Source organism: Streptomyces sp. NBC_01498, assembly GCF_036327775.1.
Taxonomy (GTDB): Bacteria; Actinomycetota; Actinomycetes; order Streptomycetales; family Streptomycetaceae; genus Streptomyces.
In genome coordinates, this window is record NZ_CP109598.1 from 408,582 (window position 1) to 427,630 (window position 19,049).

A 19,049-nucleotide genomic window follows, 5' to 3' on the forward strand; every position below is an offset into this window, starting at 1 on the left:
CCCATGAACGCCGTCCCCGACATCACGCTCAACAACGGCGTGACGATCCCCCAACTCGGCTTCGGCACCTTCCAGATCCCGCCGGAGGACACCCGGCGCGCGACGCTGGCCGCGCTGGAGATCGGCTACCGGCACATCGACACCGCGCAGATGTACGGCAACGAGAAGGAGGTCGGCCAGGCGGTCCGCGACTCCGGGATCGACCGGGACGACATCTTCGTGACCAGCAAGCTGGACAACACCGCCCACGATCCCGCCGCCGCGCACGCCGTGTTCGAGCAGAGCCTGCGGGACCTGGGGCTGGACCGGCTGGATCTCTTCCTCATCCACTGGCCGTGGCCGGCGGCCGGGGACTTCGTGGAGACCTGGAAGGCGCTGGAGGAGATGTACCGCTCCGGCAGGGCGCGGGCCATCGGCGTCTCCAACTTCCAGCCCCACCACCTGCGCCGGGTCCTCGACGGCTCCGAGATCGTGCCCGCCGTCAACCAGGTCGAGGTGCACCCGTATCTGACCCAGGACGAGGTCAGGGCGTTCGACACCGAGCACGGCATCGCCACCGAGGCGTGGTCCCCCATCGCCAAGGGCCGGGTGCTCAAGGACCCGGTCGTCGTGAGCATCGCCGAGTCCGCCGGCCGCACGCCCGCGCAGGTGACCCTCCGGTGGGCACTCCAGCGCGGTGACATCGTCTTCCCGAAGTCGGTGACCCGGGAGCGTGTCGAGGAGAACTTCGCCCTGTTCGACTTCGAGCTGAGCGAGGCCGACATGGCCGAACTGTCCGCGCTGAACCGGGACGAAAGGACCGGCCCCCACCCGGACCGGTTCGGCAACTGAGCTCCGCCGGCGCCGCCCCGCCGCCGCCCGATGTTCCAACTCCGCAACTCCCGGTGAAGAAGGACCGTCGCGTACGGCAAGATCGGTCGTATGACCGAACAACGGGGCGGCGCACCGCAGCACAGCGCCACGGACGAGACGATCGCGGCCCTGGCGGTCCGCCTCCGCGCGGCGGACACGGGCGGCTGGACGGCGGACGCGACACGCGCGCTGATCGTCCGGCTCGGCTGGGGCTGGAGCGAGAGCCCCACGGTGTTCACCGGCCGCTCCACCGGTGACGCGCGGCTGCGGCCCGTCGGGAAGTACGAGGAGCGGTACGTCGGCGGGGAGGCGTACGTCGAACTGGCCGTGCCGGTACGGCGCGCCGCACCGGACGCCGCCTCCCAGGCGGAGGCGTTCCGGGTGGCGAAGGACGAGCTGACCGCCACCCTCGGCGAGGCGTCGATCATGGGCGTGCACGGCAGGCTGGCACCGTTCCTCGGCGCCGTGCAGAGCTGGGGCTCCCCCTATCTGCGCTGGCGCGGCGAACGGGACACGCTCGAACTGCGCGCCGGGCCGACGGGGCCCGAGCTGGTGCTCAGGCCCACCGACCCCGCGGAGAACTGGTTCGTCCGCCAGGGCAACGGCGAGGAGCACGCCATCAGCGGCTTCTTCGGCTTCCGGCCCGACGCGTCGAACGGCGGTCTGACCTTCCCCGGCGGCTGGAAGGCCCGCAGCTGGGAGACGGTGACGCGGGCGCTCGCCGACTTCCTCACGACCCTCCCGGCCGAGACGAGCGCGCTGCGGACCCCGATGTGGATGCCGATCTACGGCCGGATCGAGGGGAAGGGCGCACCGATCCTGTTCGACGTCGACTGCGGTGACCGGCTGATGCTCGCCTGCTTCGCGGGCGAGGACGTCGACGCGTCGGCGCTGGGCTGGGGCACGTCGGCCGACCACCCGAAGACCGGCCGGCCCTGGCCGGACACCCGCCACCCCCGGCTGCGCATCGACGCGGGCGGTCCGGGCGAGCCCTCCGGCCAGGAGCTGGCCGAGACGATCGTGGCGACGGCCCGTGCCATGGGTGTGGTCTCCCCCGAGGACCTGCTGATCGGCGCGGAGGCCGGGGAGGTGGGGGCGTACCGGGTCACGTTCTACGGTCTCGGGCTGTCGATGGCCTGAACCGGGCGCTGTCGGGGGCCGACGGGGCGAGGCGGACGAGTCGCGGTCGGCGATCTGCGGTCGTGGTCGGCGGTCGGCGGTCGGTCGGCGCTGAACGGCTCGCGGTCGACCGTCCGCGCCGGGCGTCCCGAGGTGGGTGGCCCCGCCGGGTCCGGGTCGCCGGGGCCCGGCCGCCGTCCGACCCGGCCACGATCAACTCCCGTCCCCTGTGGCAGACTTGCCCGGACGGCCGGTGACGCCCGGGGCCGACCCGGCGACGCGTCCCAACACGTCGTGCCGCCTCCGTCGCACCGCCACGTACGCATCGGAGCTTCGTCATGACGGCAGGCACGCCCAAACCCCAGGTCGACACCAGCAAGCCGCACCCCGCGCGGGTCTACGACTGGCTGCTCGGCGGCAAGGACAACTACGAGGTCGACCGTCGGGTGGGCGGGTCCCTGCCGGCCGAGTCGAAGGCCGCCGCCCGCCAGAACCGGGCGTTCATGCACCGCGCCGCCGCCTGGCTGGCGGGCCACGGCGTGACCCAGTTCCTGGACATCGGCACCGGCATCCCGACCGAGCCGAACCTGCACCAGATCGTGCAGGCGATAAACCCAGCGGCGCGCATCGTCTACGCCGACAACGACCCGATCGTGCTGCGCCACGCCGAGGCCCTGCTCTTCAGCAGCCCCGAGGGCAGGACGGACTACATACAGGCCGATGTGCGCGCGCCGCAGGACATAGTGCGTCACGCCCGAGGCACCCTCGACTTCGACCGGCCGGTCGCGCTGTCGCTCATCGCGCTCATGCACTTCGTCCCGGACGACGAGGGGCCGTACGAGATCGTCTCCAGCCTGCTGGACGTGCTGCCGTCGGGCAGCTATCTGATGCTGTCGCACGCCGCGTCCGACATCATGCCTGAGCTGTCGGCCAAGGTCGTCGCCGAGTACGCGAAGGGCGGCATCCGGCTGGGATTCCGTACCCACGCCGGGGTCGGCCGCTTCTTCGACGGACTGGAACTGGTCGAGCCGGGGCTGGTCACCGCCCCCTCCTGGTTCAAGGACACGACGGCGCCCACCGACGAGGCGAGCGGCATCTACGCGGGCGTGGCCCGGGTGTCGTAGCCCTTCCGCACCCGCCGGGAACGGTCCCGGCGGGTGTGTTCCTCCTCGTGAACCCCCGGCGACGCGCGGCCGGGTCGCTGCACCGGACCGCGGGTGGGTCCGGCTTACGCTGCACCGGTGGTACGACCTGCCGTGGACGTGAGAACGAGGTGCAGTGCGATGCCGACCGTCATGCGCAAATGGGCCTGGCTGCCCGTTCTGGCCGTCGGGCTGGGGCTGTACTTCATCGTCCAGGCCACCCTCGTCGACACCGGCAACGTCAACTACGTACCGGCGATGATCATGTTGGGCGCGGTCGTCGTGCCCCTGTCCTTCCTCACCTTCGTCGCCGGGCGCACCGGCCAGTGGCAGGTCGGGCCGTTCACGCTGGGAATCGCCGCGCTGTTCGGCGGCGTGGTCGGGATCGTGACCGCCGGACAGCTGGAGTTCGACACCCTGCGCGGTCTGGGCACCAGCACCCTGATCGGTATCGGGCTGATCGAGGAGTCCTGCAAGCTGATCGTCCCGGTGCTGATCCTGGTGTGGCAGGCGCGGCGCGGCACCGTGCGCGTCGGCGACGGTCTGCTGATCGGCGTCGCGGCGGGCATGGGGTTCGCCGCGCTGGAAACCATGGGGTACGCGTTCACGGCGCTGCTGGCGTCCCAGGGGAACATCGGGGACGTCGAGGAGACCCTGCTGCTGCGCGGACTGACCTCGCCCGCCGCGCACATGGCGTGGACGGGGCTCGTCTGCGGGGCCCTGTGGGGGGCCGTGGCGGCGCGCTGGTCGCTGGGGGCCGTCGTACGGCTGGTGGTGACGTTCCTGGCGGCGGTCGCCCTGCACGCCCTCTGGGACGGGACGACGGGGCGGTTCACCTACGTGCTGCTGGCCCTGGTCTCCCTGGGCTGGCTCTTCTTCGAACTGCACCGCGGCGACACCCTGTCCGGGGAGCCGCCGACGGCGGACGCGGGCCGGCTGTGGCGGCAGTGAGGGCGCTACGTTTGCGCCATGTACTCGACCGAGGTCTCCCGGCGGATGCGGGCCCCGCGTGCCGCCGTCTATCGCGCGCTGCTGGACGCGGACGCCGTCGCGGTGTGGCGGGCGCCCGAGGGCATGAGCGCGCGGGTGCACGAGTTCGACGGTCGCGAGGGCGGGCGGTTCCGGGTCTCGCTCCTGTACGACGCGCCGACGGACACCGGCAGGTCGGCGCCGCGCCGGGACACGTACCACGGTCACTTCGCGCGGCTGGTGCCCGGCGAACTGGTGGTGGAGGTGCTTGAGTTCGAGACCGACGACGCCGCGATGCGGGGCACCATGACCATGACGACGACGCTGACGGACGTCGACGGCGGGACGGAGGTCCGGCTCGTCCACGAAGGGGTGCCGGACGCGGTGCCGGCGGCCGACAACGAGACGGGTACGCGGATGTCGCTGGACAGTCTGGCCCGGCTCGTGGAGGACACCGGGCACTGAGGCATGGGCCGGCGGGCCGTTGTCGGACGCGGCTGCCGACGGTGGCCCGCCGTCAGGCGCGGCGCCCGCGCCCGCCGCTCTTCCGGCCGCCCGAACCGCCGCCGCCCCGGGGGGTGTTCCGGGAGTTCCCGCCGCCGGTGGGCCTGCCGGTAGCGCGGCCCGTCGTCTTCCCGTTCCCGCCGGAGCCCCGGGGTTTCGGCTTGTCGCCGGAGGCCGGCTTCTGCTTCTGTTTCGGGTCGGGCCGCGCCTGGGCCTGCGCGGCGCGGCGGCCCCGGGTGCTGTTGACCGTGCGCCCCCGGACGATCCCGATGAACTCCTCGACCAGATCGGTCGTCCGCTCCTCCGGCCACGACAGGGCGACGCGTGACTCGGGGGCGTCGGTGACCGGCCGGTAGGTGAGGTCCTTGCGGTGGTGCAGCCGGGCCAGCGACTGCGGGACGACGAGAAGTCCCACGCCCGCCGCGACCAGTTCGACGGCGTCCGCCGTCGTCGCGGGCCGTTCGATCGCCGGCCGGCCGGGCAGGGGCCCGTCCCAGTCGAGGGTGTCGTCGAGAGGGTGCAGGACGATGTCACCGGCCAGATCGGCGGCCGACACCTCGTCCGCCGCGCTCACCAGATGGTCCTTCGGGACGACGACCACGGTGGTCTCGGTGTAGAGGGGGATCGCGCTGAGTTCCGTCCGGTCGACCGGCAGACGTACGAGACCGGCGTCCGCCCCGCCCGCGCGCAGCACGCCGCCCGCCTCCGCCGCGGCGACCGCGGTGAGGGTCAGCGGGACCCCGGGAACCCGCTCGTCCCAGATCCGCAGCCATTTGGTGGGGGTCACCCCCGGCACGTACACGAGCCGGAACGTGGGGGACGCGAGGGGTACCTCCGAGCCTGTCACGCCGGTCAGGCTACCGGTCGTGGTCGGAGGCACCGCACGCGCTCGATAGTCTGGGGCCCATGACGTCGCAGCAGACCACCCAGACCATGAAGCCCGCCACGGCGGCGAAGAAACTGGGTGTGTACCTCCCGGCCACCCCCGCCGACTTCCAGGAGGGAGTCGTCTCGCGCGGTGAACTGAACGCGCTCCAGAGCGATCCCCCCGAGTGGCTGCGGGACCTGCGGCGCGACGGCCCGCACCCCCGGCCGGTGGTCGCGGCCAAGCTGGGTGTCTCCATCGCGGGTCTGGCCCGCGGCGGTGTCACCGACCCGCTCACGACGGAGCAGATCGACGCGCTCAAGGAGGAGTTCCCGTCCTGGCTGCGCCGCGAGCGCGCCACCCAGGCCGAGGTCCGGAAGGAAGCGGCGCGCGTGAAGGAGAAGAACGCGGAGCGGGAGACCGGCGGCAGCGGCTCCTGACCGGCTCGGGGAGAGTCCCGGCGTACGGGGGCGGCCGGGGATTCCCGGCCGCCCCCGTACGCGGCTACCGCAGCGCCCGGGGCCGGTGGTCGGTGAGCAGGGACCAGATGACGAAGACTCCCATGGCGATCACAACAACCGCCCAGACGGGCTGGTACGGCAGCCACATGAAGTTCGTGACGACACTGATCGCCGCGACGGCCACGCCGAGCCACCGTGCCCAGGACGCCCCGCTGATGATGCCGATCCCGGTGAGGACCAGCACGATGCCCACCGCCACGTGGATCCATCCCCAGGTGGTCAGCGTGAACTGGTAGGTGTAGCTGCCGTTCAGTGTGAAGACCTTGTCCCGGGCGATGCTGACGACGCCGTTCAGGATGGCCAGTACGCCGTCCACGAACAGCAGGACCCCGGCGAACATCGCCCCGCCCGTCGCCCAGGCGGTTCCGCCGTGACTCTTGCGGGACGGTGTCTGGTGTGCCCCCGAAGGGGACGCGGTCTGTGCCATGAGAGCCTCCTCGGCCGACTGTGTGGCCCGCTCCGCGAACCACTCCGGCATGGGCCCGACAATCCGCCGTCCGTGCTCCCCTGACCACCGGTACTACGCCGTTCAGGTGAACGGTGACGGTCCGGAACCGAGTGTCACGGGACCTCCGGGCCCCGTCCGCTCCTTCCTCGATTGACTTCTCGGTTCACTTCTCGGTTCATTCCTCGATGTGGATGGCCAGCGCCGGGCAGACGGACGCGGCGTGGCGGGTGTCGTCGGCCTGGTCGGCCGGGGGCGCGGCGTTGAGCAGGACGGCGATGCCGTCCTCGTCACGCTGGTCGAACACGTCGGCGGCGGCGACCACGCACTGCCCGGACGCGACGCACCTGTCCTGGTCGAGGGTGATCTTCATGAGGGCTCCTTGGGCGGGGGGACGGGAAACGGGCGATCGGTGGGTGGCAGGGGCGGGCGGCGGGGGGCGGTCACCAGGTGACGGGCAGCTCGTAGACGCCGTACACGCTGCCGTCGTGCTTGAACGGGACGTCCTCGATGGCGCCCGCGAGCCGCAGGGTGGGAACACGCCGGTAGAGGGTGCTGTAGACGATCTGGAGTTCCAGCCGGGCCAGGGGCTGGCCGAGGCACTGGTGGACCCCGAAGCCGAACGCCACGTGGTGCCGGGCGTCGCGCTCGATGTCGAGGCGGTCGGGGTCGGGGAAGACGTCGGGGTCCCGGTTGCCGATGTCGTTGGCCATGATCAGGCCGTCGCCCGCGCGGACGAGCCGGCCCCCGATCTCGATGTCTTCGAGGGCGACCCGGCGGCGCCCGTTGTGGACGATGTTGAGATAGCGCAGCAGTTCCTCGACGGCCGAGGAGACCAGCTTCGGATCGTCGGAGTCACGCAGCAGCGCGAGCTGGTCGGGGTGTTCGAGCAGCGCGAGCGTACCGAGCGCGATCATGTTGGCGGTGGTCTCGTGTCCGGCGATCAGCAGGAGCACGCCCATCTGGGCCGCTTCCTTCCGGGTCAGCTCCCCCGCCGTCACCCGCCCGGCCAGACCGGACAGCAGATCGTCGGCCGGGGCTGCCAGTTTCCGGCCCATGAGGTCGTCGAGATAGCCGAACAACTGCCGCTGGGCGGCGATGCGTTCCTCGGGTGCCGCGTCGCGCCTGATGACGACCTTGCTGTTGTCCTGGAAGAAGTCGTGGTCGCCGTAGGGGACGCCGAGCAGTTCGCAGATCACCAGCGAGGGCAGCGGCAGCGCGAACGTCTCCACCAGGTCGACCGGTTTCGGACCGGCGAGCAGGTCGTCGATCAGATCGTCCACGATCTTCTGGACGGCGGGACGCAGCGCCGCCACCCGCTTGATCGCGAAGGGGGCCGTCACCATGCGCCGCAGCCGGGCGTGTTCGGGGTCGTCCTTCAGGATGAAGCTGACTCCGGCGCCGTCGGGCGGGAGCGGGGTCTGGAGCGGGTAGCCGGGCCGGGTGATGTCGGCGCTGACCCGTGGGTCGGCGAGCAGGGCGCGCTGTTCGGCGTACCGGGTGACCAGCCAGGGGGTGCTGTCGTCCCACATCCGGACCTTGGTGAGCGGGGCGGTCCTCTGCTGGGCGACCGCGGTCGGCGGAGGGTCGAAGGGGCAGCCGGGCGCCCGGTCCATCGGGAAGGCCGGTATGGCTTCCGGGGTGTCGCCGGCGGGTTTCACGGTGGTGGACATGTCCGCTCCAAAGGGGGGTTGGTTGTGGGGGATGGGGCACCTGGGGGCGGTGCCGTGGGTGCGGCGATGCGGTGGTGAGGTCAGCACGGGGGCCGTGGGGGTGGTGGTGCCCCTGGGGTGGCCGGGCCCCGGTCGCTCGCACGTCCCGGGACGTCCCGGGACGTCCCGGGACGCCGCGGTGCGGTCAGCGGTGCGGTGCGGTCAGCGCGGGGCCCCGGAGGCTGCCGGGTCCGGTCGTCCGGCGGCGAGCGCGTCGACGACCTCCTGGCGGCGCAGCCGGGTCTGCTTGGGCATGTTCCAGCCGAGTACGCCGGTGACCCGGCCCTCGTGGCGGTAGCGCGCGACGAACCGTCCGGTCGCCGGGTCGCCCTCCACCACGGTCATCTCGGCGCCGGCACCGGCGGGCACGGCGCCGTGCACCTGGATCTTCGTCTCGAACTGGTCGGTCCAGAAGTACGGCACGGGCGTGTACGCGCGGTCCGCGCCCAGGATGTTGGCCGCGACGGTCATCGCCTGCTCGCCGGCGTTGGTCCGGTTCTCCAGCCGCAGCAGCCGGCCGAGCCCGTCGTGGTGCCAGCGCGCCACGTCCCCGACGGCGTACACACCCTCGGCCGCCCGGCAACGGGAGTCGCAGACCACGCCGTTGTCGATCCGCAGCCCGCTGTCCTGGAGCCAGTCGGTGACCGGGACGACGCCGATCGCCACCACGACGAGGTCCGCGGGCAGCACCTCACCGTTGTCGAGAGCCACGCCGGTGACGGTGCCCGCGCTGCTGGTCAGCCCGCGTACGCCGGCGCCCGGCCGGGTTCCGACGCCGCGTCCGGTGTGCAGGAGTGCGAGCAGGTCGGCCACGCCGTGGCCGAGTTGGCTCGCCATCGGCGCGTGCTGGGGTCCTGCCAGGGTGACGTCCAGGCCCATGGTGCGGGCGGTCGCGGCGATCTCCGCGCCGAGGACGCCGTCGCCGACGACCACGGGGCGTGTGCTGCGCGACAGTCCGGCGCGCAGCGCGAGCGCGTCGTCGAGGGTCCGCAGGTAGTGGACCCCGGCCAACGCTTCCTGGCCGGGCAGGGTACGGGGACGCGTGCCGGTGGCCACCACGATCGCGTCGGCGCGCAGCGTGCGGCCGGAGGCGGTGTGCACCGTGCGGGCCGCCGCGTCCAGGCCCGCCGCCGGGTCGCCGAGGACGAACTCGGCGCCGAGGGCCGACAGCGCCTTCTCCGGGCGCAGCTGGGCCCGTTCGGGCTCCCAGACACCGGCGAGCACCTGCTTCGACAGCGGCGGCCGGTCGTACGGGGGGTGTTTCTCGGCGCCGAGCACCGTCACCGGGCCGGTGAAGCCCTGGCGTCGTAACGCCTCCACCGTGGTCAGCCCGGCGGCGGACGCGCCGATCACGAGCACGTCGGCGGGCTCACCCGCCGTCGTGTGCGACGACCGGTCGACCGTTGCTCTCATGGTGGGAACTCCTCCGTCTGCGGTTCGGCAGGGAACGTGGGGGTCGTGCGGGGCCTCTGCCGCGGGTGTCGCGGGCGCGGGCGGGCTCGGTGGGCTCGGTGCGGGTGCGAGCCGTGGAGCATGCGGGGGCCGTGGGGCGGGTCCCGAGGAGGGGGCCGGACGGTCGTCCGCTCGTGGGCAGGTCGGGTCGTCGCCGTGCGGGGACGAGGTGAGGAGGGATCAGGACGGGAGCTGCGGGGAGGGGAGAGGAGGAGGTCAGGGCCGGGTGACGGGGGCCAGCCAGAGCCCGACGATCGCGTCGATCAGGCCCGTACCGGTGTCCTGCCAGTTCGATCGGGGGGTGTCGGCACCGAGCGCGAGCGACCGTTCCCGCTCGGCGCAGACGTGCGTCATCAGCTGTCGGGCCATGTCGGCGCGATCGGCCCGTACATCGGCCGGCTGGTCCGGCAGGCAGACGTCGAGGCCCTCGATGATCCGGTGCAGCGACGGCGCGGTGCGTGATTCCTGGACCATGACCTCGCGCAGGGCGGGGTCGGTCATCGCCTGTGCGGCGAACCGGGCGTACCAGGTGGGGCTGCCCAGTTCGGCGAGATGGTCGGTGACCGGGCGTACGAGACAGGCCACCCAGTCCCGTACGCCGGGAGTCTCGCCGATCCCGGCCACCATCCGGCGGCGGAGCTGTTCGAGCGCCTCCGCGTGTTTGCGGGCGATGGCCCGCACGAGATCGGTCTTCGTGCCGAAGTGGTAGCCGACGGCGGCGTTGTTGCCCTGTCCGGCCGCCTCGCTCACCTGCCGGTTGGAGACCGCGAACACACCGTGCTCGGCGAACAGCCGCTCCGCCGTCGCGAGGATCAACTCGCGTGTCGCGTCGGAGCGTTCGCCCCGGCCGTTCCTGCCTCGCTCGGTCACGAGCGGACCGGCACGTCGCGCGGGGTCACCCATCACAGATCCTCGTGGTCGGCTTCGAGTACGCGATCAGTTAACCGCCGCCCGCCCACTAAGGCAAGCGACTGACTTAATATCGCCGCCCGACCGTGCCCGGCATCGGAGTGGTCTCTCGGGCGACGGGATTATCGGGGGCTCCCGGCGTCTATGGGTGCAGAGTCCGACCGTCCCCGCAGTACCCGTAGAAAGAGAACCCCATGCGCATCCGCACAGCAGTCGCCGCCACCGCTCTCGCCGCCGTCACCCTCCTCGGCGGCGCGGGTGCCGCCACCGCCATGACGCCGGGCAGCGGCCCCCACGGCGGCAACTACGGTGTGAACAGCGAGTTCGTCTCCACCTGGATCAAGAACAGCTTCAACACGATTGTCGTCTTCGGCGACAACATCTGAGCTGTCCTTCGCACGCTGTCGTCGGCCTCCCGTGGATACATGGGAGGCCGACGGCCGTTCAGGGTCCGTCGGGCGGACCGAGGAGGGAACCGGGGCGCCCCGGCCCCTCCGCTGTGTCGGCCGTCGCGACAGGCCGCTTCCGCTGTCGGGCCTGTTCGACCGGCTCGGTCGGATCGGTCGACTCGGTGAACTCGGTGCGGTCGGCCTGCCCGGTCCGGTCGGCATGCTCCGCGCAGTCGGTCGGCGCCGTGCGTTCCATGATTTCCGTTTGCTCCGTGCGTTCCGTGCGCTCCGTGCGTTGTGCGCGCTCCGTGAGTTGTGCGCGCTCCGTGTGCTCGGTTGTGATGACGACCACCTGGTCCAGGGCGTGCCACACCCGCCGCTCCCCCTTGTGGGGGTTGAGCCGGACCCCGTGGTCGGGGGCCGTCGTCCACCGGTCGTGGCGGCGGTAACCGATGGCGCACTCGCCCCGGTCGCGCGCGGCGGCCACGACGGTGGCGAAGGTCGCCTCGACGCCCGGACGGATGTACGTCCCGGCGGGCCGCAGCGAGATCGTGCTGCCGTCGGGGGAGAACAACTCGTCGAACACGGCCGCCAGATGGCGGTTCTGCGCTATCTGCGCCATCAGCAGTCCGGTCAGCTGCCCGCTGACGATGACGTCGGAGCCGGGGGCGACGGGTGCCAGCGGCCGGTTGCGGTCGTCGGTCAGTTCGCTGACCACGCACAACTCCCGTCCTCCGGTGTGTTCTTCGAGCAGCCGCAGGGCCAGCAGGGTGACCAGTGTCCAGTCGTCGGGGCGGTCCGGGCCGTCGTCGGGGTCCGGGCCGAGGACCACGAGTCCGTCGTACGGAGTGAGGTCGAGCCCGAGCAGGGTCTCGGGCCGGGACAGGGCGGCGGAACGGAACCGTACGGTCAGCCGATCGGCCTCCCCCTCCCCCGCGACGCCTTCCCCCGCCGCACCGAGCCGTTCCCCCGTGTCGGCCGGCTGAGGCTCCCTCGGTCCCGGTACGGCCCTGTCCATGACCACGTCGAGGGTGGAGCCCGGCCGGGCCGTACGCCGTAACTGCTCGACCACCAGGGGCGCCCGCCGGTTCCAGCCCAGCACCAGCAGCCGCGCGGGGGCCTCCGGCGGCGGGCGGTCCCCGGCGAGGGCCGACGGGTCCACGAGAGGCCGGCAGTCCTGCCGCCGCGCCGAGGTCTCGTCGTGGGTGACGACGATCAGCCGGCTCCCCGTCCCGAGAACCGTGTCGGCGGGCGGATTGAGCACCGTACGCCCCTCCGGGGTGAGCAGTCCGACCACGCAGGAGTCGGCGTGGCCCAGCAGCGCCGCGCCGAAGGAAGCGCCGTGGAAGGCGGTCGCGTCGGCGAGGTGGAACTCGTCGCCCGCGAAGTCGAGCAGGTCCCGCAGGACGAGGGAGAGGCCGGGCCTGCCCACGCACTGGGCGATGAGCCGGGCCGTGACCGTGTCGGTCTCCAGGACCGTGCCGCGCGGTCCGGCCGCCAGCCGGGCCGCCGCCCGGTACCGGTCGTCCCGCACCGCCGCGAGTACCGGAGGGGCGTCCGGCGCGCCGCCGACGACCGCGCGCAGCGCGAGGAGGATCCGCAGGATCTCGGCGTCCGCCCCCGGTTCACCGGACGGCAGCACCAGGACGGTGCTCGCCGTCCCCGGGCCGACGAGTGCGAGAACGGCCGGGTCGCTCGCGGGGCCGCTACGGCAGATGAGCCGGGTGCGCGCGGCGGGGCCGACCTGGGCGGCCAGCGCCCGTTCCATCTCGGTCTTGTCCCGGTCGGCGAGCAGGACGATGGCCCGGGGCCGGTGCGGGGTCTGGGCGGCGATCAGCTCCCTCACCACCGTGGTCACCTGGTCCGACCAGCCGAGCAGCACCACATGGCCCTGCTCCAGGACCGTCGACCGCCCACGGCTCAGCTCCGCCATCCGCTCGGCCAGACTCGTGGTGATCACGCCGACGAGGGTCGACACGCACAGCAGAGCCACCAGCCCGAGCAGGGCGGACAGCAGCATGCGCAGCGGTGTGCCGGTCATCGCGCCCAGCCGCAGTGTCTCGGCGCTGGTCCGCCAGGCGGCCGTCAGCCTGCCCGACAGGGACCTCGGTGAGCCGGGGTCGGTCCACACCAGCAGCATGCTGACCGGGACGACGACGGCCAGGCAGGTGATCACCAGCCAGCCCATCAGCGTGCCGGTGCTGCGGGCCAGCGTCCGGTCGAACCGGTAACTCGCCCGGTCCCGCCACGAGACCGGACGTCGCACCTTCGCTTCTGCCACTCCCGCCCCTCCCCCTCGTGCCCCGTGCACTTGTGCCTGCGCGGCGGGTACGGCGCCGACGCGCTCCCGCATCCGCACAGTGCTGCTTACGGCGGCGGGACACGCCGAAATCGCGAGTCGATTCACCCGTTCGGGAACGCGGCCGGGTCTGCTCAGGCGCGGGGCACACCGGCCCGGCCGGGGCCGGAGGGCGGTCAGAGTCCGGGTGCGCCCCAGACCGGGAACCAGCGGGCGAGGTCGGTCTCGATCCGGAGATCGTCGCCGATGACGGCTCTGACCTGGAGTTCACGCTGGCTGTCCCGCTTCTCGGCGGTGCCGGGCAGCGGTGCGAAGGGGTAGAAGGTGCCGCGCTTGTAGAGGTAGACGAGGGCGAGCGGCCGTTGTTCCGCGTCGCGGAAACTGATCAGTGAGCAGAGGAGCTGGGGGCCGAATCCGGCCTCCTGGAGGAGCGTGTTGACCGCGTGCAGATCGTTGACCAGCGAGGCCGTGTCGCCGGGGTCCTGGCGGGCGAGCAGCCAGGTGTAGCCGTACGAGTCCCGGCTGAACTCCACGGGGTGGCCGTCCTGACGTACGTCCGCGTCGAGCAGTTCCCGTACGTCCTGTCTGACCTGGGCGAAACCGCCCCCCTCGACACCGGCGAAACAGACCGAGCCGAAGCCGGTGGGTGTGTAACCGGCTCCGGCCTGGAGGGTGAGCGCGGCGGCGGGGAGGGCGAACAGCTGGTCGAGATCGGGGCGGACCGGTTTGCTCCGGCCGAGGATGGTGTCGAGAAGACCCACGGGACCAGCTCCTCAGGGGTGAAGGACCGACTCACGGACGGGCGAGGTCGGCGGAGATCCGGGCCAGCTGGTCGAGCCGCTGCTCCAAGGTCGGGTGGGAGGCGAGCAGCCGCCCCAGGCTCTCGCCGGAGGAGAAGGCCGGGACGAAGTAGAAGGCGTTGTACGGCTCCGCCTTCCGCAGGTCACGCGTCGGGATGCGCGCCATCTGACCGTCGACCTTGGTCAGTGCCGACGCGAGTGCCGAGGGCCGTCCGGTGAGCAGCGCGGCCGTGCGGTCGGCGGAGAGTTCGCGGTAGCGGGAGAGCAGCCGGGTGAGCAGGAAGCCGATGGCGTACACCACGGCGCTGACCAGGGGGATGATCAGGATCGCGAGTCCGACGGGTCCGGAGTTGCGGGCGCTTCTGGCCAGTCCGCTGTAGAGCGCGATCCGGGTCAGCACGCCGGCGAGGACGCCCAGGAACGAGGCGATGGTCATGACCGCGACGTCGCGGTGGGCCACGTGGGACATCTCGTGGGCGAGGACGCCTTCGAGTTCCTCGGGTTCCAGTCTGCGGAGCAGGCCGGTGGTGGCGCACACGAGTGCGCTGCGTTCGCTGCGGCCGGTGGCGAAGGCGTTGGGTATGTCGCTGTCGGAGATCGCCACCTTGGGCTTCGGCATGTCGGCGAGCGCGCAGATACGGTCGACGGCGCCGTGGAGTGCGGGCGCCTGTTCGGGGGTGACCTCGTGCGCGCCCATGCCGAAGGCGGCGATCTTGTCGCTGAACCAGAACTGCCCGACGAAGAGCGCGCCGACGAGGATCAGGATCACCGGCCAGAACTTGCCGAGCACCGCGAGAAGCACACCGAGCAGGACCACGTAGAGCAGGCCGATCAGGAACAGGGTGGTCACCATGCGCGTGGTCAGTCCGCGGTCCTTCGTGTAGCGGGTTCGTGTCATCGCTCGCCTCCGTCAGATGTCGCCTCCCTCCATTTTCCACCTCATCCGAGCAAAACGGAGCAAAGGGGGCGTACGGCGACGGAGCGGTGACATGGCCACCACAGGCGGTGACGGTCGGAGCGCCGGGCGGGTGAGGAACGGCCGGCGCGCGGACGTGCCGTCGCCGCCGTGCTCCGGGGGCCGTACCTGCGGCCGTCCGGCCCGAGACCCGTACCGTGCCCGGAGTCCGGGTCACGCCGGCGAGCGGACGCCGGCGAGCGACCGTCCGGACCCGGTCGGCGCCGGCGCGCCGCACCCCGCGCATCACAGCAGCGGCGATCCGTGCCGGTCCGCGCCCCCGCGGTCGTCGCGCGATTCGTGCTCGCGTACGAGATGCGTCCGCGGGGGCCGGGCGGCGGCCTCGGCCGGAGGGCGGATCAGACCCGGTCGGCCGCGATCAGCAGGTACTGGAAGGAACCGTCCTTGTACGAGTTGATGAACGCCTCCTCGATGCCGGTGACCAGTGACGACGTCGCCCGCAGCTCCCAGTAGGGCAGGGTCTCGGCGGTCAGGTCGACGATGGTCTGCGGTACGAGGCGGTTGTCGGCCATCGCCTTCAGATACTCCCGGCGGGAGTGGATGTTGCACTCGAAGTGCGCGTTGATCTGGGACACCCACTTCGAGGGCTGGCCGTAGCGCGGGTTCCAGCAGCCGGTGATCGTGACGTACCGGCCGCCGACGGCCAGGATGCGCGAGTGTTCCGCGAAGAGGTCGTCCAGGTCGACGTACATGCTGGACTCGTTGTTCCAGGAGCCGGTCGCGTGGCCCTTCTCGAAGGGCATGTCGAGCATGTTGCGGACGCGGGCCCGGACATGGTCCTCGATGCCGAGTTCCCGGGCGCGCCCGTTGGCGAACTCGGCCTGTTTGGCCGAGAGGGTGACGCCCTCGACGTCGCAGCCGAACCGCTGGTGCGCCATGACCATCGAACCGCCCCGGCCGCAGCCGGCGTCCACGAGGGTGTCGTCGCGGCCGACGGAGCCGAGGTGGTCCAGGAGGACTTCGGCCTGCGCCGACTCCAGCCGGTGGAGTTCGGCGATGAGCCGCTTCTCGTAGCCGCTGTCGCCGGTGTCCCCGAGCGCGGCGTGGTCGACGTCGCCGATGCCGTAGTGGTGGTGGTACAGCCCGTCGACGTCACCGAGGCGCAGGTTCACGGGCCTGGCCTCCCCGTCCCAGTACCGGGCGATGTCTCCCTGGTAGGGCGAAGCCGGCCCGGGGATGTACACGGAGGTGCCGGAGGTGAGCTGGGTGCTGGTCACAGTGAAAAGAACTCCTTACCAGAAGTCGGGCAGGCTGTATCGGTAGGTGTTGGTCTGGTGCCAGTAGTGGTTGCCGTCGACCCAGGCCGCCACGCCGCGGAGGAAACGCAGCACGTTCGGGACGGGACAGTCGGCCGCCAGGGCGGCGGCCTCGGCCTCGAAGTCGTGCATGAGGTCGTTGTGGACCTCGACCGCCTTCAGATAGGCGTCCCGGTCGGAGACTCCGTCCCGGTCGGCGATGACCACGGGCAGGTTCAGATGCCGGCCGGGGCTGTCGAGTTCCTTCGTGTACGAGTAGAGGTCGTTCACGATGGTGGTGGCGTTGGAGGCGAGCGCGACGACCCGCTGCATGGCGGGCAGCGCGTGCAGATCGGCGGGCAGTTCGTAGCCGCCGACGGTGTCGGTGATCGTGGGACAGGGGCGGAAGTTGTTGAACTGGCGCATCGCCAGGTACTCCCACACCTCCGGTACGTGATCCGTCTCGGCCCACGCGGCCTCGGCGAGGTAGCCCAGGTGCAGCCGGGCCATGTCGTGCCGGTACCGGTCGGCCTGCGAGTCGGTGGCCTGCCGGACGAAGTACTCCATGGCGGAGCGGTAGGCACGCCGGGGCGCGTCCGCGTGGAGCGAGCGGGCCCACTCGGGCTCGTACTCCTTCGTCGTGTGCAGCGGATCCAGGGCCGTGTGCGCCAGCAGCAGGCGTCCGCCGAGGCCGACGGGTGAGCCGCCGTGGTCCTCGCAGTAGCAGTCGTCCAGCGCGTTCTCGGCGACCATCAGCCGGGTGGCGATCATCAGATGGTCGACGGTGGGGGCGTCCGGGTGGCAGGCGACCATGTAGCGGCCCACGGAGAAGCCGTCGAACTGGTCCTCCCACTCGGGGGGCACCGCCTGGACGTCGTCCACCGCCCAGACCCGGATACGGCTCCCGACCTCTTCCACCCTGACCGGGTCGGGCTCCGCCACCGGATGGTGGTAGAGGCCCGGGACGGGACTGCCCTTCGCCGGTTTGCCGGACTCCGGCGGCGCGGGCGGCGCCGACGGCACGGCGGGCTCCGTACGGCGGCCGGGACGCAGACCCGCCGTACCGAGCCCGGTGGGGCCGCCGAGCACCCGCCCCGGGGCGGGACCCGGCGGCGTCACCACGTCGGCGGCGGCCCGGTCGCGTACCCCGGCGAAGGCCGCCGCCACGGACGGCCCCGACGGGAGCACCGACGGCCGGGGGCCGGGCGGCGAGGACCGCCCGAGCACCTCAGTCACGGGTGCGGGCGATCTGCACGTTCTCCAGCACGCCCAGCGCGTCGGGCACCAGGACGGCGGCGGAGTAGTACGTGGTCACCAGGTACGAGATGATCGCCTGCTCGCTGATGCCCATGAAGCGCACCGACAGGCCGGGTTCGAACTCGTCGGGCAGCCCGGTCTGGCGCAGACCGACGACGCCCTGCTCCTCCTGGCCGGTGCGCATGGCGATGATGGAGGTGGTGTTCTCCTTGGTGACGGGGATCTTGCCGCAGGGCAGGATCGGGACACCGCGCCAGGCCGGGACCTGCTGGCCGCCGAGGTCGACATGGTTCGGGTAGAGGCCCCGGCGGTTGAGCTCACGCCCGATGGCCGCGATCGCCCTGGGGTGGGCCAGGAAGACCTTGGTGCCGCGCCGGCGGGAGAGCAGCTCGTCGAGGTCGTCCGGGGTGGGCGGGCCGGAGTGCGGCTGGAGGCGCTGCTTGAAGTCGGCGTTGTGGAGCAGGCCGAACTCCCGGTTGTTGACCAGCTCGTACTCCTGCCGCTCCCGCAACGCCTCGATGGTGAGCCTGAGTTGCTCCTCGGTCTGGTTCATCGGGCCGTTGTAGAGGTCCGCGACCCTGGTGTGGACGCGCAGCACGGTCTGTGCGACGGAGAGTTCGTATTCGCGGGGCTTCAGTTCGTAGTCCACGAAGGCGCCAGGGAGGGCGACCTCACCGGTGTGGCCGGACGACATCGCGATCTCGGCCTCGCCGTGCCGGTTCTGCCGCTGGAGGGGCAGTGCGCGGAACCGCTCGACGTGGGCCCTGAGTTGCGGGGCGGAGGACTGCACGGCGGCGAAGTCGGAGCGGGAGAGGGTGAGCAGAACGCCGTCGGTCGCGGCGGTCGCGGTGTAGTCCCAGCGCACGTCGTCGTCCAGCAGGGCCTCGTCGCCGAACCGGTCGCCGTCGGCGAGGACGGCGAGGGAGACCTCGTCACCGTAGGGACCGACGGTCGTCCGGTTCACCCGGCCGTGGGCGATCAGATGGATGTGCTCGGCGGGCGTACCGCGCTCGACCAGGGGCTCGCCCGCGCGGAAGTCGCGCTGGACACAGCGGTCGGCGAGCGCGGTCAGCACCTCGACGTCGTCGAAGCCGTGCAGCAGGGCCAGTTCACCCAGCTCGCGGGGGATGACGCGGACATCGGCGCCGTCCTGGACGAAGTCCACGCGTCCGTCGCCCACGGTGTAGGTCAGCCGCCGGTTCACCCGGAAGGCGCCGCCCTTGGTCTCGACCCAGGGAAGCGTCCGCAGCAGCCAGCGGGAGGTGATCTCCTGCATCTGCGGGGCGGACTTGGTGGTGGTGGCGAGATTGCGGGCAGCCGCGGTGCCAAGGCTGGACTGCGGGGGCGATTCCGGCTGTGCTTCCGGGCTGGTGTCGACGGTCATCGGGCGGGTTCTCCTTTGCCACGGCGGTGATCGGCGTACACGCGCCAACCGGTGGAACGGGTGAGGAAGGACGGAGCAGGGACCAAGAACAAGGACGGACTGTGGACAAGAGCAAAAGGGCGAATCACGGGCAAGGCGTCCAGATCCATGGGAACGCTAACGGCGGGTGGGCCCAACTCGCCTGAAACGGCTGGTGAGTTAACTCGATCCGGCGATCTT

The 19,049-nt window shown here is 71.8% G+C and carries 19 protein-coding genes; 7 read left to right on the forward strand and 12 right to left on the reverse strand.

What is annotated here, in order from left to right:
• Positions 1-3 precede the first annotated feature (3 nt).
• From OG875_RS01425 to OG875_RS01445, 5 genes are all read left to right on the forward strand, one after another.
• Positions 4-831 (forward strand): aldo/keto reductase, encoded by an 828-nt coding sequence (locus OG875_RS01425; RefSeq protein ID WP_330172363.1) that lies wholly within the window; start codon positions 4-6, stop codon positions 829-831.
• A 90-nt stretch (positions 832-921) separates the two neighbouring features.
• Positions 922-1,992, forward strand: a complete 1,071-nt coding sequence (locus OG875_RS01430; RefSeq protein ID WP_330172364.1) for a hypothetical protein — start codon at positions 922-924, stop codon at positions 1,990-1,992.
• Between the two features lie 317 nt (positions 1,993-2,309).
• Positions 2,310-3,095 carry an SAM-dependent methyltransferase gene (locus OG875_RS01435; RefSeq protein WP_330172365.1) on the forward strand — a complete coding sequence of 262 codons (786 nt, stop codon included), beginning with the start codon at positions 2,310-2,312 and terminating at the stop codon, positions 3,093-3,095.
• Positions 3,096-3,254: 159 nt separating this feature from the next.
• Complete coding sequence (locus tag OG875_RS01440) at positions 3,255-4,064, forward strand: PrsW family intramembrane metalloprotease (RefSeq protein ID WP_330172366.1); 810 nt, start codon at positions 3,255-3,257, stop codon at positions 4,062-4,064.
• 18 nt (positions 4,065-4,082) lie between these two features.
• Positions 4,083-4,547 (forward strand): SRPBCC domain-containing protein, encoded by a 465-nt coding sequence (locus OG875_RS01445; protein WP_330172367.1) that lies wholly within the window; start codon positions 4,083-4,085, stop codon positions 4,545-4,547.
• A gap of 52 nt (positions 4,548-4,599) precedes the next feature.
• On the opposite strand, the gene OG875_RS01450 is transcribed toward OG875_RS01445, so the two are convergent.
• Positions 4,600-5,433 (reverse strand): LysR family substrate-binding domain-containing protein, encoded by an 834-nt coding sequence (locus tag OG875_RS01450; protein WP_330172368.1) that lies wholly within the window; start codon positions 5,431-5,433, stop codon positions 4,600-4,602.
• Positions 5,434-5,492: 59 nt separating this feature from the next.
• Between OG875_RS01450 and OG875_RS01455 the strand changes: the two genes are divergently transcribed.
• Positions 5,493-5,891: a DUF5997 family protein gene (locus OG875_RS01455; protein WP_330172369.1), complete on the forward strand. Its 399-nt coding sequence runs from the start codon at positions 5,493-5,495 to the stop codon at positions 5,889-5,891.
• A 64-nt stretch (positions 5,892-5,955) separates the two neighbouring features.
• On the opposite strand, the gene OG875_RS01460 is transcribed toward OG875_RS01455, so the two are convergent.
• From OG875_RS01460 to OG875_RS01480, 5 genes are all read right to left on the reverse strand, one after another.
• A complete protein-coding gene (locus OG875_RS01460; protein WP_330172370.1) occupies positions 5,956-6,399 on the reverse strand; it encodes a DUF7144 family membrane protein in 444 nt (147 codons plus the stop codon).
• Between the two features lie 196 nt (positions 6,400-6,595).
• Positions 6,596-6,790, reverse strand: coding sequence for a ferredoxin (locus OG875_RS01465; protein ID WP_330172371.1), 195 nt, complete (start codon positions 6,788-6,790; stop codon positions 6,596-6,598).
• Between the two features lie 70 nt (positions 6,791-6,860).
• Positions 6,861-8,090, reverse strand: a complete 1,230-nt coding sequence (locus OG875_RS01470) for a cytochrome P450 (RefSeq protein WP_330172372.1) — start codon at positions 8,088-8,090, stop codon at positions 6,861-6,863.
• 201 nt (positions 8,091-8,291) lie between these two features.
• Positions 8,292-9,542 (reverse strand): NAD(P)/FAD-dependent oxidoreductase, encoded by a 1,251-nt coding sequence (locus OG875_RS01475; RefSeq protein WP_330172373.1) that lies wholly within the window; start codon positions 9,540-9,542, stop codon positions 8,292-8,294.
• Between the two features lie 255 nt (positions 9,543-9,797).
• Positions 9,798-10,484, reverse strand: a complete 687-nt coding sequence (locus OG875_RS01480; RefSeq protein WP_330172374.1) for a TetR/AcrR family transcriptional regulator — start codon at positions 10,482-10,484, stop codon at positions 9,798-9,800.
• Between the two features lie 200 nt (positions 10,485-10,684).
• Between OG875_RS01480 and OG875_RS01485 the strand changes: the two genes are divergently transcribed.
• Complete coding sequence (locus tag OG875_RS01485) at positions 10,685-10,876, forward strand: hypothetical protein (RefSeq protein ID WP_330172375.1); 192 nt, start codon at positions 10,685-10,687, stop codon at positions 10,874-10,876.
• 58 nt (positions 10,877-10,934) lie between these two features.
• Here OG875_RS01485 and OG875_RS01490 read toward each other — a convergent pair whose 3' ends face one another.
• From OG875_RS01490 to OG875_RS01515, 6 genes are all read right to left on the reverse strand, one after another.
• Positions 10,935-13,160: a CASTOR/POLLUX-related putative ion channel gene (locus tag OG875_RS01490; protein ID WP_443079042.1), complete on the reverse strand. Its 2,226-nt coding sequence runs from the start codon at positions 13,158-13,160 to the stop codon at positions 10,935-10,937.
• A gap of 194 nt (positions 13,161-13,354) precedes the next feature.
• The gene (gene pspAB, locus OG875_RS01495) at positions 13,355-13,939 is read right to left on the reverse strand and encodes a PspA-associated protein PspAB (RefSeq protein ID WP_330172376.1); all 585 of its coding nucleotides are present in this window, start codon (positions 13,937-13,939) and stop codon (positions 13,355-13,357) included.
• Between the two features lie 31 nt (positions 13,940-13,970).
• Positions 13,971-14,876, reverse strand: a complete 906-nt coding sequence (htpX, locus tag OG875_RS01500) for a zinc metalloprotease HtpX (protein WP_330172377.1) — start codon at positions 14,874-14,876, stop codon at positions 13,971-13,973.
• Positions 14,877-15,292: 416 nt separating this feature from the next.
• Complete coding sequence (locus tag OG875_RS01505; RefSeq protein WP_330172378.1) at positions 15,293-16,171, reverse strand: geranyl diphosphate 2-C-methyltransferase; 879 nt, start codon at positions 16,169-16,171, stop codon at positions 15,293-15,295.
• Positions 16,172-16,186: 15 nt separating this feature from the next.
• Positions 16,187-17,425, reverse strand: coding sequence for a family 2 encapsulin nanocompartment cargo protein terpene cyclase (locus OG875_RS01510; RefSeq protein ID WP_330172379.1), 1,239 nt, complete (start codon positions 17,423-17,425; stop codon positions 16,187-16,189).
• Positions 17,418-18,830 carry a family 2B encapsulin nanocompartment shell protein gene (locus OG875_RS01515; RefSeq protein WP_330172380.1) on the reverse strand — a complete coding sequence of 471 codons (1,413 nt, stop codon included), beginning with the start codon at positions 18,828-18,830 and terminating at the stop codon, positions 17,418-17,420. Before OG875_RS01515 ends, OG875_RS01510 begins: the two co-directional genes overlap by 8 nt.
• Positions 18,831-19,049 lie beyond the last annotated feature (219 nt).